This is a genomic window from Kribbella pittospori (assembly GCF_004331465.1).
GTDB lineage: Bacteria > Actinomycetota > Actinomycetes > Propionibacteriales > Kribbellaceae > Kribbella > Kribbella pittospori.
In genome coordinates, this window is record NZ_SJKB01000004.1 from 493160 (window position 1) to 507730 (window position 14571).

Consider the following 14571-nt stretch of genomic DNA (forward strand, 5'->3'; position numbering starts at 1 on the left):
CAGAAGGCCTTATCCACAAAGGGTTTCAGGACTTCAGATCGTCCACAGGTTGTGGATGTTGCTGCGGGCAACGTTGCCTATGGGAGCAGGTGCAGGTCGGTGACGGGCGAGGTTGGGGTGTCGTGGATTTCCAGGGTTTGGGGGGTGTTGTGGGCCTGGAGGTTGGTGATGGTGATATGGCGGACGGTTGGGGGGAAGGGGCTGGGTGGTGGGGTGGGGGTGGCATGGGTGGTGGTGATGTGGATGGCGGAGGTGGTGACGGCGTCGACTTGGGTGTCTTGGAGGGTGATGTGTTCGATCGTGCCACCGCGGTGGAGGTTGGTCTTGATGCGGAGGGCGTGGTCGACGGCCGGGCCGGTGATGTGGAGGTCCCGGGCGTGGATGTGGTGGATGCCGCCGGAGGTTTCGCTGCCGATGGTGACGGCGCCGTGGCCGGTGCCGAAGCGGCAGGACTCGATCAGGATGTTCGCCGACGGGCGGGCGACGCGGCGGCCGTCCGCGTCGCGGCCGGACTTGATCGCGATGCAGTCGTCGCCGGTGTCGAAGGAGCAGCCGGAGATGACCACGTCCTGGCAGGAGTCGGGGTTGCAGCCGTCGTTGTTCGGGCCGCGGCTGTCGACGGTGATACCGCGCGCGAGTACGTCGGTGCAGAACACCGGATGCACCACCCACATCGGCGCGTTCACGATCCGTACGTCCTCGATCCGCACCCGCCGGCAACTGTGCGGCTGGATGAAACTCGGCCGGAACCCGTGCCCAGGTGGAAAGATCCGGTCATCGACCGGTACGCCGTCGTCCACCATCCGCAGCAGCCGGTTCCAGTCGTCGACCGGCTTCGTGTCTCGCCACCAGTTGTCAGGCCCTGCGCCACCGTCCAGTGTCCCGGTCCCGGTCACCGCGACGTTCACCTCGTCGTACGCGTAGATCAGCGGCGAGTAGCTCCAGCACTCGATCCCCTGCCACCGGGTCCGCACCATCGGGTACGCCGAACGGTCGGTCGAGAACCGCAACGTCGCTCCGACCGACACGTGCAGCTCCACGTTGCTCCGCAGCCGGATCGGGCCGGTCAGGAACAGGCCGGCGGGCACCACGACCCGGCCACCGGTCAGCTCGCAAGCCTTGACGGCAAGCTCGATGGCCCCTGTGCAATCGAAACCCTCACGAGCGCCGTACTCCGTGATGACGTGGTCAGTCATGCGGCTCCAGGGAACGGATGCGGAGGGCGTTGGCGAGAGGGACGGCAATCACCCAGGACGGGTTCCAGGTGTTGCTGTGTCCTCGGCGCTGCCAGTGTGTCTGGAAGAACGCTTCGCCTTGCTCACCAGGGATCTGGAAACCCCACTCACCAGGGCCCGCAGAGATGCCTTGTCCCATCGCACCCATCGTGGTGCGAGCTGCGGCGGCCAAGTCGGGCCGATCGGTGGTGAGGCCGAACTCCATCAGCTCGTACGTCGGGAAGAACGCGTCCAGGTGATGGTTCTGGACACTGACAGCCGGCCAGCCGATCGCGTTGAAGCCGGCCGCTCGCAGTGGAGAGTCGAGGTCCAACTCGGGCGACCAGACATAGACCCAGGTGAGGAGCCAGTCGGCAGCGACCTCGGCCCACTGCGCGTAGAGGTCGTCTCCAGTCAGGCGGAACAACTCGTACGCGGCGAGGAAGAAGTACATCCCCGCCTCCTTGTCCTCGCACGCAGCGTCGAGGGTGGAGCGGGCGAACGGACGATCGAACGTCCGCGCGTGCTGCCCGTGATACCGCGTCAGCCACGTCGTCGCCTCCGACAACAACCAGTCATCCCCGAGTACGACGGACGCCTTGAGCGCCGCCAGCACGCACGGAATGCCGGCCGCGGACAGCATGGACGCGGCGGGCTTGCCGTCGAGGCGCCACCCGATCGGGAACGTGCCGTCCGGCAGCAGCGCGCCACGCAGGAACTTCAGTGCACCAGCGAGCGCATCCGGCCAGGACGGCGGCACCGGCTCACCCTCAGCGCGGAACAGCGTGATGATCTCGGCCAGGTCCGCGATCGTCTCGCCGTACGCCCGACTCGAGACCATCGCGCGGCCGCCGCTGCGGAAGCTGGTCCAGCGGCGGCTGCCGACCTGGTAGGCGTTGTGCCGCAGCCCAGGCGTCCGCGTCGAGCTGCCGGCGAGGTAGAACTCGACGGCCGCGCGGCAGCGGTCGATCCTGGTCCGGTCGCCGGTCTCGAAGCCGAGCCGGGCGTCGCACCAGGCGAGCTTCAGGGCCTGGCCGGTCCAGCCGTACATGAAGTGCCGTGCCTTCGCCGGACCGTTGCCGACGACGTCGCTGAACTTGGTGTAGCCGGCTACTGTCCCGTCCCGGTACCACCTGTTGTCCAAGGCAATGGTCTTGCGAGCGACGACGTCGTCGAGGCCAAGCGGGTGGGCGCCGGCCAAGGTGAACAGCGAGCGGCCGGTCCGGACGAGCTCGCGGAAAGCGTGCCCCCGATACTCCTGCGGTCCCCAGTCGAGGACCAGCCGTTGGACGTACTCCTCTCCCGGCCGCAGCGTCAGGTAGCCATCCTCGGTCGACTCCGTCTCGGCCTTGCTGACGTACCGGACGTCCTGTTTGCCGTCGAACATCAGTACGCCGCTCAGCGCCGCGATGACAGGCCCTTCCTGGCGGATGACCCCCAGCGAGCCGTAGCGGACCTGCCCGTCGCCGGACCGCCGAGGCTCCGGGCGGGAGAACACGCTCAGCCAACGGCGCTCGCGGCCGGCGCGCCACTCCAGGTTCACGCCAGGGATCGGGAGCCGGTCCTCCTCGGCGACGAAACCCCCGCCGGGCTCCGGACCGATCCGGGGTACGGCGCGCGCCGGGTCTGCGGACGGATTGTCGTTGTAGATCAGCCCGGGGACGGTCAGCTGGCTGTCGGTGACGCGGCCGAGGTCGAGCATCAGTCCGACGGCCAGATCACCCAACCGCCGCTGGCCGGTGTTGCGCCACCGGAGCTCCAGGTTCAGCCGATCGTCCGCGTCGAAGGAGAGCCGGATCTCGACCGCAACAGGCCCGGTACGGCAGCCGGCCCGATGCTCACCCGGCCGCCGCGAGATCCACCAGCCCTCCCGCTGCATGACGTTGGGCTGCCACGGTCGTCCGGACGAGCACGTGAGCAGCTCGGCGACCGGTCGCTCCAAGTACGGCGTACTGGTGCCCAGGTGGAGGACTACTCCGTCGGAGGTGCGGCGGAGTTCGGCGGTCCGGGGGCCGGACGTGAGGGCTGGCATCAGGAGGCTCGACGGATCTGGATGGCCTGGTACTGCGTGCCAGGGAGGCGGACGGTGAGGGTGTCGGCAACGGTCTCACGGGTGCTGCGGACAGTGTGGTTCCAGACGTCGAGTACGTCGACCTGGTAGGTGCCGACCGGGAGAGTGAAGGTGCGGTCGGGGAACTGGTGCTCGCCGAGGTACTGCAGGTAGTAGCTGCCAGGTACGGCGAGAGTCGGAGCGTCCCGGTAGTCGTCGATGGGCTCCACTCCGTCGGGCAGCTCGTCGAGAACCTCCCGGAGCAGGCGCAGGCGTTGCGCGACCACACCGGTCGGGCGGGTTCCGCCGGCCGACCACGGTCCGCCGTCGGAGTCGGCGTACCACTCGCCGTGGGTGACGTGGGCGCCTCGGACGGTGCCCTCCCAGATACGGGTGAGCAGCTCCTCCGGTCTGAGGCTGGTGTCTGGCGTGGCGCCGTCTCCCTCGTAGCCGCACGCGTCGACGAGGACGGGCTTGGCGTAGTCGCGGCGGAGGGCCGTGACGCCGCGCAGGTTCTCGAGCGGCACGCTGAGGTGGGTGAACCACGGCGGTCCGGGGTCCACGGCTTCTGGTGCTGCGTGCACGGAGATCAGGTGGTTGCTGGAGTCGCACTCCGCGATCAGCTCGGCCAGATGGCGCGCGTCCGAGGACGCGTCCAGACACCAACTGACGTTGCGATAGGCGGCCAGTCGGTTGACCAGGTGGCGGATCGCCTGCTCTTCGGATGGCAAGAGGATCTCGGCGTCGATGCCTGCTGCGAGGAGGTCGCGGACCTGAGCCTCGAGGCGCTGCGGGTTGTCGGCGCGCAGTCGGACCCGGGTGAACGGGGAGGCGGCGAGAGCGCGGCCGGCCGCGGCCCAACAGTCGGCCGAGTCGCCGGTCGGGTGGTCGAACCAGGTGGTGGTGAGGGGGTGGTACGGCGTCCCGTCGGCACGGCGCAGAGTGGTGCCGGACGAGCGGATCGGCCCGGACGTCGTCGCCGGGGTGCAGGTGAACGCCAGTGGGCCGGCGGTCGGGGCGCCCGGCAGCGCGTAGTGCCAGATGCCTTCCAGCGACGGCATGAAGCGGATGAGCCAAGGGTCGCCGTCCTGGAAGGACTCCGCGTAGGCAGACTCGCCGGACTCGTGCCGGAACACCGTCGAGACCGGTCCGCCGACCTGCAGCTCGAGCACGCCCCAGCGTTCAACCTCGGTCATCGGGTGCCTCGCAGGACTAGGTAGGGATGAGTGGGGAGCGGGATGCGACAGGAGCCTGAATACGAACCGGCGACAGGAGTGATGGTCAGCGCCCGCGTGTCGATCAGGTCGAAGCGGAAGGGATCACCTGGCGGAAGATCCAGCTCAACGGCCGACGGTTGACGGTCGCCCAGGTACTGCAGGACACACCGAGAGGCATCCACCTCGCCGTCACCCAGCCGCGGCAGCTCGGCGAACACCGAGCGCAGGAAGGCGATCCGCGCCGGACTCTCGCCGTACAGCCGACCGCCGACCGAGATCCACGCCCGCGTCTCGCGATCGACGAACGATTCGCCGTGACCGACGTACCCACCCAATGACATGCCCTGCCAGAAGCGATGCACCATCTCGTCCGCGGTGAGATTGCCCCACCGACGCCCGGCGTTCCCCTCGTAGCCGATCTCGTCGATCACCACCGGCTTCAGGCACGCGCGCCACGCGGCGACCTCCGCCCCATCCCAGTGCTGCACGCTCTGGTGGGTGATGCACGGCTTGCCGAAGTCGTACGGCGTGAAGACCTCGTACATCTTGGTCCCGTTGTGGATCGACCGCAGCCGCTGGTACGGGTCGTACCGCTGCACCAGTTGCAGCAATCGATCCCAGTCCGCGATCGTCTTCTCCCGGTTGAAGTCGTACTCGTTCGACAGCGACCACCAGACATTCCGGTACGCCGCCAGCCGCGCGACCACATACCGCAGGTACGCCGCATCCTCGGCAGCCGTCATCCGGTCGAACCCCCAGACCCCTCGGTCGTAGGGGTGGAACAAGATCAGATCAGCCTGGATGCCCAAGGCAAGCAGGTCGGCCACCCGAGCCTCGAATTCCCGGAAGAACGACGGATCGAACCGGCTGACGTCGACCGACCCCGGCGTGGACCCCGCGAACGGCGTCCGCTCCGGGCGCATGCCGTCGGTCGGCAGCAGACACATCCGCACCTTGTCGAAAGGTGCCGACCGCAACGATGCGAGCGTCAGCTCCTGCAGGTCCTTGGACTGGTACGTCCAGTGGTAGCAGGTGGTCCCGATGCAGTCGTACCGGCTGCCGTCGGCGTACGCGAAGTGATGTGCGCCGCGCACCCCGACCGGCCCGTGGTTGCCCGGGCCGGGCGGGATGCACAGCAAGGTACCGCGATGACCGTCGAGCTCGGGTGCGGAGCTGCTCGTGAGGTACGACCACTCCCCTTCCCGGTCCGGGCTGAACCGCGCCCGGTACACCCCGTCGCCGTCGTAGAAGCCGTCCACCGTCAGCACCCGGTTCCGGTACCGATAGGCGACCCGGAACTCGACGTCGGCGAACGGGTTCCCGTCGGCCGGCCCGGTCAGGGTGAGCTCGTGCACTCCCCACCGCTCCACAGTCATGGCAGTCGGTCTCCCGCCTCGATCCATTCGGGCGTCAGGATCACGTGCTTGATGGTCTTGCGCAGATACGAGTACGCGACGTGCAGCCGCCCGTCGCGGGTCTGCAGCAGCGTCGGATACGAGTAGCCGAACTCGCTGTCGCGGTACTCCTCGTCCTGCACCTGCAGGTTCCGCCAGTACGGCCAGGACGCGCCATCGTCCTCGGACAGCGCCAGTGTCAGCGGAGTCCGCAACGTCTTCCGCCGCACGCCGCCCTTCCCGTCGGGCACCCAGCGGAACTGGTCCCGCTCGGCCGACGAGTCGTTGAACACGAGCACGAGCCGGCCGTCGGCCAACCGCAGCACCTGGATCGCCGAGTTGTTGTTCGGCAACGCAGTGCGCTCCGGCGCCGACCACGTCCGGCCGCTGTCCTTCGACACGGACCGGTGGATCCGGTCCGCCGCACGACTCCTGAAGTACCCGAGCAGCTCGCCCGGCGCGACCTCAACCGCACTCAGCTGCACTTGCCCGATCGCGTCCGGCAAATCGATCCGCGTCCAACTCACACCCTGGTCTGAGCTCAGCAGGACAACCGTGGTCTCCGCGGACTTGTCGCAGTCGTACGCCGGCAGCAACCAGTCACCGTTGCTCAGCACAACGATCGGGTTGCGGACGAAGCTGCCCGGGCGGTCGAACAGAACGTCGCTCGGGACCCAGGTCAGCCCGCCGTCACGCGAGACGCGGCGCAGCACGCGCGAGGTGGACTGATCGTGCGGCTCGTTCGAGGTGTGTAACAGCCACACCTCCCCGGACGGCGCCACGAACAGCACCGGGTTCTGTTCGGAGCGGTCCGGGTCCGCGGACATCGGCACGGGCACCGTCCAGGTGTCCGAGCCGGCGGGGAGCCGGGACAGGACGATCCTGGTCTCCGCCTCCCCCTCCTTCGGCCCGTTGAACCAAGCACACAACAGATCGCCGGCCGCAGTCTCGACCAGGGTCGCCGCGTGACTGTCGCCCTGGTGCAGCGTCGGCAGCAGCGCGACGCCGTCCCGGAGACGACCGTCGAAGCGTGGATCGATCACCATGTGAATCCTGCGGCGACCTGCGCCTTGATGTAGTTGGGGATGTCCTGCTGCTCGGCCACCTGCAGCGCCGAATCGACATCCATCCCGTCGATCAGCACGTGCTGCCGGAACACCTTGTAGAGCGGGATGTCCCAGTACTCGGTGTTCTGGTAGTTCTTGACCACCGCGTTGTCACCCCAGTACACGCCCGACGTGTCGATCCCCTGCAGCTCCGGAATCGCCGTACCGAACGCGTTCACGACCGCATCCGTCTGCAGCACTGCCTTCACGCCGTACGACGAGAGCCGGGTCTGAGCCTCCTCCGACACCAGGTACTTGAGGATGTCGAGGGACTCGGCCTGATGCTGCGACTGCGGCGGGATGTACGCCGCCCTGGCGTTCGGCTGGTAGATCGCGGTCGAGCCGCGCGACAGCACCGGCATCGAGGTGACGCCGATGCTCACGCTCTTGGCCCATTCGGCGTAGTCGGCCGCGTCGTCCTCCTCGACGTACAGCGAGCTGAGTGCGTAGGCGTTCAGCTTCGACAGCGTGTTGACCGCCATCGCCAGGTGGCCAGGGAAGCTCATGTCGCCCTTGAAGAAGTCGTCCACCGTGGTGAAGCCGTTGCCCGGCAGCATCAGGAAGCGGTGCATGTTGTCGGCGACCCGCTTCCACTCCGTGGTGGTCAGGCTCACCTTGATGTCCTCCGGCGCCGGCTGCTCACTGTCGCCGGGCACGAACGGGTACAGACCGAGCTGGTTCAGCGCCAGGTAGTTGTCCGGGTGCTGCATGAAGCCCTTGTAGTGGTGGATCCCGTCCTGCGTAGTCAGTCGCTTGGCGATCTTGTAGATCTCGTCGTACGTCGACCCGGTCCGCGGGTAGCGGACGCCGAACTTGTCGAAGATCTGCTTGTTGTAGAGCAGCACGTGCTCGTCGATGAACAGCGGTACGCCGTACAGGCCACCGTCGGAGCGTGACTTCACCAGCTCGACCGAACCGAGGTTCAGCGCGGACAGGTCGATCCCGGCCTGCTGCACCATCGAGGTCATGTCCTGGACCCAGCCGAGCGGCTCCAGGTCGCGGTCGATCCGGGTCCGCGGGTCGTCGATGATCAGGTCCGGCACCCGGCCGGCCTTGGCGATGTCCTCGTAGCGGATCGGGTAGTCCCAGGTGGCGTACTTGAGCTTCACATCCGGGAACTTGGCCCGGATCGCGTCGCCGAAGACAGCGTCGAAGTACCGGGTCGCCTCGCGGCCGTCGTCGTCGCCACCGAGTTCGAACGGCTTGAAGTTGACCGCGAAGACGAAGACCTCGTCGTCGTCGACGGAGAACGGCTTGCCGTACTTGTTCGGGATCTCGACGGTGCCGGCCGCGGACCGGGCGCCGGCGCGCGGGGTGGCGGTGGTCGAACTAGCTGCCGCCGGGGCCGCCTGGAGTGCGCCGCCGAGGGCGGCGAGACCGCCGATCAGGGCGGTGTTCCGGACGAACCCGCGCCGCGACAACCCGGGGGTCTTGTCCTCGGGAGTGTTCTGAGTGTCGGACATGGTGAGCCTTTCTAAGGGGCGGTGGCGTCCGCGAGGACGCCCTTCAGCTCCAGCTGTTCGGCGAGGTGACAGGCGACCCGCCGGCCGCCGACCTCGCGCAGCTGAGGTACTTCGGTGCGGCACCGGGCTTCGGCGTACCCGCACCGTGGATGGAACGGACAGCCGGCCGGCACCTTGGACGGATCCGCGATCTCGCCGCGCAGGACGATCCGCGATCGCTGTCCGCGCGAGGCCGGATCGGGATCCGGGACGGCGCTCAGCAGCGCCTCGGTGTAGGGATGCAGGGGCTTGGTGTAGAGCTCTTCGGTCGAGGCGCTCTCGACGAGCTTGCCGACGTACATCACCGCGACGTCGTCGGCGACGTGCTCGACGATGCCGAGGTCGTGGGAGACGAACAGGTAGGTGAGGCCGGACTCTTCCTGCAGGTCCTTCAGCAGGTTGAGGATCTGGGCCCGGACCGACACGTCGAGCGCGCTGACCGCCTCGTCCGCGACCACCAGCCGGGGGTCGGTCGCCAGTGCTCGAGCGATCACCACACGCTGCCGCTCACCGCCGCTGAAGGCATGCGGGTACCGGTGCGCGTACTCCGCTCGCAGCCCGACTCGACGCAGCAGAGCGCCGACCTTGTCGTCGATCTCGTCGCGATTGCCGCCGCCATGCACTCGCAGTGGCTCGGCGATGATGTCGCGCAAGGTCTTGCGCGGATTGAGTGAGGAGTGCGGGTCCTGGAAGATGAGCCGCACCTGCGCGCGGTACGGCTTCAGTTGCTTCTCGGAGAGCGGTGCCAGATCGACGCCGTCGAACATGATGCTGCCCGACGTCGGTTCGTAGGCGCGCACGATGCAGCGTCCGAGCGTGGTCTTCCCGCAGCCCGACTCGCCCACCAGACCGAGCGTCCGGCCGGCCTTGATCGACAGGTCGACACCGTCGACCGCCTTCACCACGCCGCGGTTCCCGCCGAAGAACCCGCTCTGCAGCGGGAAATGCATGGTCAGGCCCTCAGTGGTCAACAGATTCATCGCTCCCCCTCGCCGTACAGCAGGCAGGCGACGTCGATGTCGTCGGTCCGTACCCGAACCGGCACGATCTCGTCGCACTTGCCGGCCATGAACGCATCGCAGCGCGGATGGAACCGGCATCCCGACGGCCGTTCGTACGGCGGCGGCACACTCCCCCGCACGGCGGCCAGCCGGTCCTGACCGCGTTGCCCGAGCCGCGGCACCGAGCGCACGAGCGCCTGGGTGTACGGATGCTTGGGCTTGGTGAGCACCGAGGTCGCCGGACCGTGCTCGACGACCTCGCCGAGATACATCACCGCGACCTCGTCGGCGACCTGTGCAGCGACACCCAGGTCGTGCGTGATCAGCATGATCGCCATGCCGAACTCCTCCTGCAGATCCTGCAGCAGGTCGAGGATCTGGGCCTGCGTGGTCACATCGAGCGCGGTGGTCGGCTCGTCCGCGATCAGCAGCCGCGGCCGGCACGACAACGCCATCGCGATCATCGCGCGCTGCCGCATGCCACCGCTGAGCTCGAACGGGTACGAGTCGACCCGGCGGTTCGGGTCCGGGATGCCGACCCGGCCGAGGAACTCGATCGCTCGTTCGCGGGCGACGGCCTTGCTGACGTTCTCGTGCAGCCGGATCGCCTCGACGATCTGGTCGCCGATGGTGTGCACCAGGCTGAGCGATGCCATCGGCTCCTGGAACACCATCGCGATGTCGGCCCACCGCACCTGCCGCAGCCGCCTGTCCTTCGCGGCCAGCAGGTCCTCCGGGTCGCCGGCGGACTCGTCGCCGTACAGCAGCACCTCGCCGCCGACGATCCGGGCCGGGCGTTCCACGAGCCGGAGGATCGACCGTGCGGTGACGCTCTTGCCGCAGCCCGATTCACCGACCACGGCGAGCGTGCGACCGCGGCTCACGGTCAGGTCGACACCGTCGACGGCCTTGACCACACCGTCCTCCAGCTCGAAGTGAGTCCTGAGGTCGCGGACTTCCAGCAAAGGCATAGCCATCGGAGTCCTCCTACTTGTAGGGATCCGCGGCGTCGCGGAGACCGTCGCCGACGAAGTTCATGGCCAGTACGACGACCACGACCGCGAGGCCCGGGGTCAGCAGCCAGGGGGCGGTGGCGACGGCCCGGATGTTCTGCGCGCCCTCGAGCAGAACACCCCAGCTCACCGCCGGCGGCTGCAGACCGAGGCCGAGGAACGACAGGCTGGTCTCGCCGAGGATCATCCGGGGCACCGCCATCGACACCGACGCGATGATGTGGCTGGCGAACGACGGCACCATGTGGCCGAAGATGATCCCGCCGCGACCGACACCGTCCAGCCGCGCCGCCATCACGAAGTCCTCCTCGCGCAGGCTGAGGAACCGGCCGCGCACGTCGCGTGCCAATCCGGTCCAGCCGATCAGCGAGAGGATCACCGTGATCGCGAAGTACCGGGTCAGCGGTCCCCAACTGCCTGGCAGGGCGGCCGACAAGGCCATCCACAGCGGCAGCGTCGGGATCGACATGATGAACTCGATGACCCGCTGGATCGCGTTGTCGACCCGGCCGCCCAGGTACCCGGAGATGCCGCCGATCAGCATGCCGAGCAGGAAGCTGGCGAACACCCCGACCAGGCCGATCGACAGCGAGACCCTCGCCCCGAGAATCAGCCGGGACAGCAGATCCCGGCCGGACTGGTCGGCACCGAGCAGGAAGAAGGGTTCGTTCGCGTTGGTCGGACCGATCAAGTGGATGTCGGACGGGATCACCCCGAGGACTTTGTACTTGTCGCCGTGCACGAAGAACCCGACGTCGATGATCTTGGACTTGTCGACGGTGAAGGTCTGCTCGAACGTCTCGTCGTTGCGCGTGGATGAGAAGCCGTAGACGAACAGGCCGTGCTCGGTCGACACGTTCAGCCGCTGCGGCGGTGCGTACGGCAGGGATGTGTGGGCGGTGTCGCTGCCGGACGGCGCGAAGAACCCCCCGAAAGCCGCGACGAAGTAGATCGGGACCAGGACGATCAGACCGATCAGCGCCAGTTTGTGCCGGCGGAACTGCCGCCACATCAACCGCCACTGCGTCTGCGAGACCGTGGTCTGCTGGGCAGCGTTCTGCTGGAGCATCCGGCCTATCCCTTCTGGAACCGGGCGCGGATCCGCGGATCCCACCAGGCCAGTGCGAGGTCGCTGAGCATCGTGCCGATCACCGTCAGCGTGCTGAGGATCAGCACGAAGCTGCCGACCAGGTACATGTCCTGGCTCTTCACCGCACCGAGCAGCAGCGGACCGCTGGTCGGCAGGCTCATCACGACCGACACGATCGTCTCGCCGCTGATCAGGCCCGGCAGCAACCAGCCGACCGTGCTGAAGAACGGGCTGAGCGACATCCGGACCGGGTACTTGAGCAGGAGCTTCCACTCCGGCAGCCCCTTGGCCCGCGCGGTCGCGACGTACGGCTTGTGCAACTCGTCGAGCAGGTTGGCCCGGGTGATCCGGATCAGCCCCGCGGTGCCGGCCACGCCGACCACGACGATCGGGATCCACAGGTGCGAGACCAGGTCGAGCAACTTGCCCAGGTTCCACGCGGCATCGGCGTACTCCGGTGAGAACAGTCCGCCGACGCTCTGGCCGAAGTACCGGAATCCGACGTACATCATCACCAGCGCGAGCATGAACTCCGGCACAGCCATCCCGATGAAGCCGAGGAACGACGCGACGTAGTCGCCAGGCGAGTACTGCCGCAGGGCGCTGTAGATGCCGATCGGGAACGCGATCGCCCAGACGAACAACAGGCTCGCGATCGACAGCACCATCGACAACAGCACCCGGTTGCCGATCAGGCTGGCCACTGACTGGTTCCAGGCGAACGACTGGCCGAGGTCACCGTGCAGCACGACGCCGGAGATCCAGGTCAGGTACTGGACCAGGAACGGCTTGTCCAGCCCGTAGTGCCGCTTGAGCTCGGCGATCTGTGAGTCCGGGATGTCCTGGCCGCGGGCCTCGGCGTTGGCGATCACCGTCGAGGTGTAGTCGCCCGGCGGCAGCTTGATGACGACGAACGTGACGAAGGAGATGGCCGCCAGCGTCACCGCCATCCACAGCAGCCGCCGGACGAGGAAGCGCAGCATTATGCCCCGATCGAGAACTGTTCGGGGTGGACGATGCCGGGGGCAACCGCCTCGATCATCTGCTCCGGGACGTTGTGGAAGTCGTTCTTCACGACGCCGTAGGTGTTCGGGACGCTGCTGGTGCCGATGTAGTAGAACTGGTCGGCCGCGATCTGCAGCACCTGCTTGCCGAGGTCGAGCGTCTTCGCGGCATCCGGCTCGTTCCGGGCCTTGGTGAACAGGTCGAGCTGCTTCTGCACCTCGGGCGGCGGCGTGATGCCTTCCTTGCCATGCGTCTGGTACCACTGGGCCCAGCCGACGCCGTACCGCGCGCTGCCGTCGTTGGTCGGCACCCAGTAGTGGTCGCCGCCGGTGCCGGTCGGGAGGACGAAGGTCCCACTGGTCCAGGTGCCGGCGTCGTGGTCGTTCGCCTTCACGCGTTCCTTGTAGAGGTCCTCGCTGACGGCCTGCGTCCGCAGTTCGACACCTACGGCGAGCCACCGCTTCTTGACGAACTCGATCGCCTCGACGTGGTCCGGGAACGACTCGCTGACCAGCACGGTCACCGACACCGGCTTGCCGTCCGCGCCCAGCCGCCGTCCGTCGGCCGCCTTCTTCGTGAGCCCGGCGGCGTCCAGGTGCTGGTTCGCCTTGGCCACGTCGAACTCCAGGTACTGCGTGGCCAACTGCTCGTTGTAGTACGGCGAATCCTTCGGCGGAGCACCCTGCCAGGCCTCACCCTGGCCGGCGTACACGGCGTCGATGATCTCCTTGCGGTTGATCGCGTACGACAGCCCGATCCGGAACTCCTTGTTCGCGAACAGGGCCCGCTTCACCGGGTCCTTGTGCGTCTGGTTGATGCCGATGATCATCGTGTTGGTGAGCTGGGTCGGCACCTCGAAGATCTTGTAGCCGCCCTTCTCCCGGTTCTGCGCCACCACCGGCTTGTTCTGCGGCGTACCGAAGTTGCGGTACTGCATGCCGAACTCGCCGTTCATCACCTTGAGCAGCTCGACCTGGGCATCCTGGACGACCTCGACCCGGCAGGCGTCGATGTACGGCAGCTGCCGGCCCTGGTCGTCGACCTTCCAGTAGTACGGGTTCCGGGTCAGGGTGACCGCGGAGCCCTTGCCCAGCGCGGTCGTGACCTTCCACGGCGCGAGCGTCGGCTGGTCGGGGTTCGTCCAGGGGTTCTGCTTCTGCGCGAACAGGTCGGTCCAGCTGCCGACGCCGGCCTTCTTCGCCAGCGCGTTCGCATTCTTGTTGTACTTGAGGTGGAACTGCTGGAAATAGTGCTTCGGCAGCAGCATCCCGTAGGCACCCTCACGCAGGAAGATCCCGTCGGCGATCTGGCTGATCAGGGACGGCTGCGGCGCGGTGTAGCTGAGCTTGACGGTCCGGTCGTCGACCTTCTCGATCTTCGCGAGCTTGCCTGTATCGGGCGAGGCGAACGCATCGTAGATGCCGTCCGGGTGCAGGCCGGTGTCGCACTGCACCTCGAGCAAGGTGAACAGCATGTCGTCAGCAGTGCACGGCTTGCCGTCGGACCACTTCAGGCCCTCGCGGAGCGTGAAGGTGATCTCCTTGCTGTCGGCATCGACCGTGTACTCGGCGGTGTTCGCCTCGATCTCGTCGTACCCGGGCTTGCCGGTCTTGTCCGGCTTCCAGCGGACCAGCGGCTCATAGGCCAGGCCGTTCCACAGCCACTGGGTGTCCTCCTGGGTCAGCATCGCTGACCGCCAGGTGCCGCCGTACTGCGCCTTGCCTGCCAGCGGCTTGATCACCGGTGGGTTCTTCGGCAGTCGCTGCTCCAGCGGGGGCAGGGATCCCTTGTCCACCAGGGCTTTCAGCATCGGCGACTCCTTCTCGCCGGCCGCGGCGACCTGCGCACCGGAGCCGGCCGGCTTGGTGTCGAAGAAGCCGCAGCCGGGGACTGTCGCCACTGCCAGCAGGCCCAGGCCGCCTTGCAGCAGCCCGCGCCGGCCGATCGTTCGTTGCTCTCGGGACATCTTTGCTTCCTGC

The 14571-nt window shown here is 67.5% G+C and carries 11 protein-coding genes; all 11 read right to left on the minus strand.

What is annotated here, in order from left to right; translation table 11 throughout:
* Window positions 1-77: 77 nt before the first annotated feature.
* From E0H73_RS15855 to E0H73_RS15905, 11 genes are read right to left on the minus strand one after another with little or no spacing between them, the layout of a single operon-like run.
* Complete coding sequence (locus E0H73_RS15855; protein ID WP_131356003.1) at window positions 78-1196, minus strand: glycoside hydrolase family 28 protein; 1119 nt, start codon at window positions 1194-1196, stop codon at window positions 78-80.
* The gene (locus E0H73_RS15860) at window positions 1189-3246 is read right to left on the minus strand and encodes a hypothetical protein (RefSeq protein WP_131356006.1); all 2058 of its coding nucleotides are present in this window, start codon (window positions 3244-3246) and stop codon (window positions 1189-1191) included. The genes E0H73_RS15855 and E0H73_RS15860 overlap by 8 nt, the downstream gene beginning before the upstream one ends.
* Entirely contained in the window at window positions 3246-4460 is a 1215-nt protein-coding gene (locus E0H73_RS15865; RefSeq protein ID WP_131356009.1) for a DUF5605 domain-containing protein, read from the minus strand. Before E0H73_RS15865 ends, E0H73_RS15860 begins: the two co-directional genes overlap by 1 nt.
* Complete coding sequence (locus tag E0H73_RS15870; protein ID WP_131356011.1) at window positions 4457-5857, minus strand: DUF5060 domain-containing protein; 1401 nt, start codon at window positions 5855-5857, stop codon at window positions 4457-4459. The genes E0H73_RS15865 and E0H73_RS15870 overlap by 4 nt, the downstream gene beginning before the upstream one ends.
* Complete coding sequence (locus E0H73_RS15875) at window positions 5854-6921, minus strand: sialidase family protein (RefSeq protein ID WP_131356014.1); 1068 nt, start codon at window positions 6919-6921, stop codon at window positions 5854-5856. The genes E0H73_RS15870 and E0H73_RS15875 overlap by 4 nt, the downstream gene beginning before the upstream one ends.
* The gene (locus E0H73_RS15880) at window positions 6915-8444 is read right to left on the minus strand and encodes an ABC transporter substrate-binding protein (protein ID WP_131356017.1); all 1530 of its coding nucleotides are present in this window, start codon (window positions 8442-8444) and stop codon (window positions 6915-6917) included. Before E0H73_RS15880 ends, E0H73_RS15875 begins: the two co-directional genes overlap by 7 nt.
* 11 nt (window positions 8445-8455) lie before the next feature.
* Entirely contained in the window at window positions 8456-9463 is a 1008-nt protein-coding gene (locus E0H73_RS15885) for an ABC transporter ATP-binding protein (protein ID WP_131356020.1), read from the minus strand.
* On the minus strand, window positions 9460-10461 hold the full coding sequence (locus E0H73_RS15890) for an ABC transporter ATP-binding protein (protein ID WP_131356023.1): 1002 nt from the start codon (window positions 10459-10461) through the stop codon (window positions 9460-9462). Before E0H73_RS15890 ends, E0H73_RS15885 begins: the two co-directional genes overlap by 4 nt.
* Window positions 10462-10471: 10 nt before the next feature.
* The gene (locus E0H73_RS15895; protein WP_131356026.1) at window positions 10472-11566 is read right to left on the minus strand and encodes an ABC transporter permease; all 1095 of its coding nucleotides are present in this window, start codon (window positions 11564-11566) and stop codon (window positions 10472-10474) included.
* Between the two features lie 5 nt (window positions 11567-11571).
* Window positions 11572-12570 carry an ABC transporter permease gene (locus tag E0H73_RS15900; protein ID WP_131356029.1) on the minus strand — a complete coding sequence of 333 codons (999 nt, stop codon included), beginning with the start codon at window positions 12568-12570 and terminating at the stop codon, window positions 11572-11574.
* On the minus strand, window positions 12570-14558 hold the full coding sequence (locus E0H73_RS15905) for an ABC transporter substrate-binding protein (RefSeq protein ID WP_131356032.1): 1989 nt from the start codon (window positions 14556-14558) through the stop codon (window positions 12570-12572). Before E0H73_RS15905 ends, E0H73_RS15900 begins: the two co-directional genes overlap by 1 nt.
* Window positions 14559-14571 lie beyond the last annotated feature (13 nt).

What these genes read in the sequence shown, in the direction of transcription:
- E0H73_RS15855 (WP_131356003.1), bottom strand. Translation starts at nt 1,196, where the DNA reads ATGACTGACCACGTCATCACGGAGTACGGCGCTCGTGAGGGTTTCGAT.
- E0H73_RS15860 (WP_131356006.1), bottom strand. Translation starts at nt 3,246, where the DNA reads ATGCCAGCCCTCACGTCCGGCCCCCGGACCGCCGAACTCCGCCGCACC.
- E0H73_RS15865 (WP_131356009.1), bottom strand. Translation starts at nt 4,460, where the DNA reads ATGACCGAGGTTGAACGCTGGGGCGTGCTCGAGCTGCAGGTCGGCGGA.
- E0H73_RS15870 (WP_131356011.1), bottom strand. Translation starts at nt 5,857, where the DNA reads ATGACTGTGGAGCGGTGGGGAGTGCACGAGCTCACCCTGACCGGGCCG.
- E0H73_RS15875 (WP_131356014.1), bottom strand. Translation starts at nt 6,921, where the DNA reads ATGGTGATCGATCCACGCTTCGACGGTCGTCTCCGGGACGGCGTCGCG.
- E0H73_RS15880 (WP_131356017.1), bottom strand. Translation starts at nt 8,444, where the DNA reads ATGTCCGACACTCAGAACACTCCCGAGGACAAGACCCCCGGGTTGTCG.
- E0H73_RS15885 (WP_131356020.1), bottom strand. Translation starts at nt 9,463, where the DNA reads ATGAATCTGTTGACCACTGAGGGCCTGACCATGCATTTCCCGCTGCAG.
- E0H73_RS15890 (WP_131356023.1), bottom strand. Translation starts at nt 10,461, where the DNA reads ATGGCTATGCCTTTGCTGGAAGTCCGCGACCTCAGGACTCACTTCGAG.
- E0H73_RS15895 (WP_131356026.1), bottom strand. Translation starts at nt 11,566, where the DNA reads ATGCTCCAGCAGAACGCTGCCCAGCAGACCACGGTCTCGCAGACGCAG.
- E0H73_RS15900 (WP_131356029.1), bottom strand. Translation starts at nt 12,570, where the DNA reads ATGCTGCGCTTCCTCGTCCGGCGGCTGCTGTGGATGGCGGTGACGCTG.
- E0H73_RS15905 (WP_131356032.1), bottom strand. Translation starts at nt 14,558, where the DNA reads ATGTCCCGAGAGCAACGAACGATCGGCCGGCGCGGGCTGCTGCAAGGC.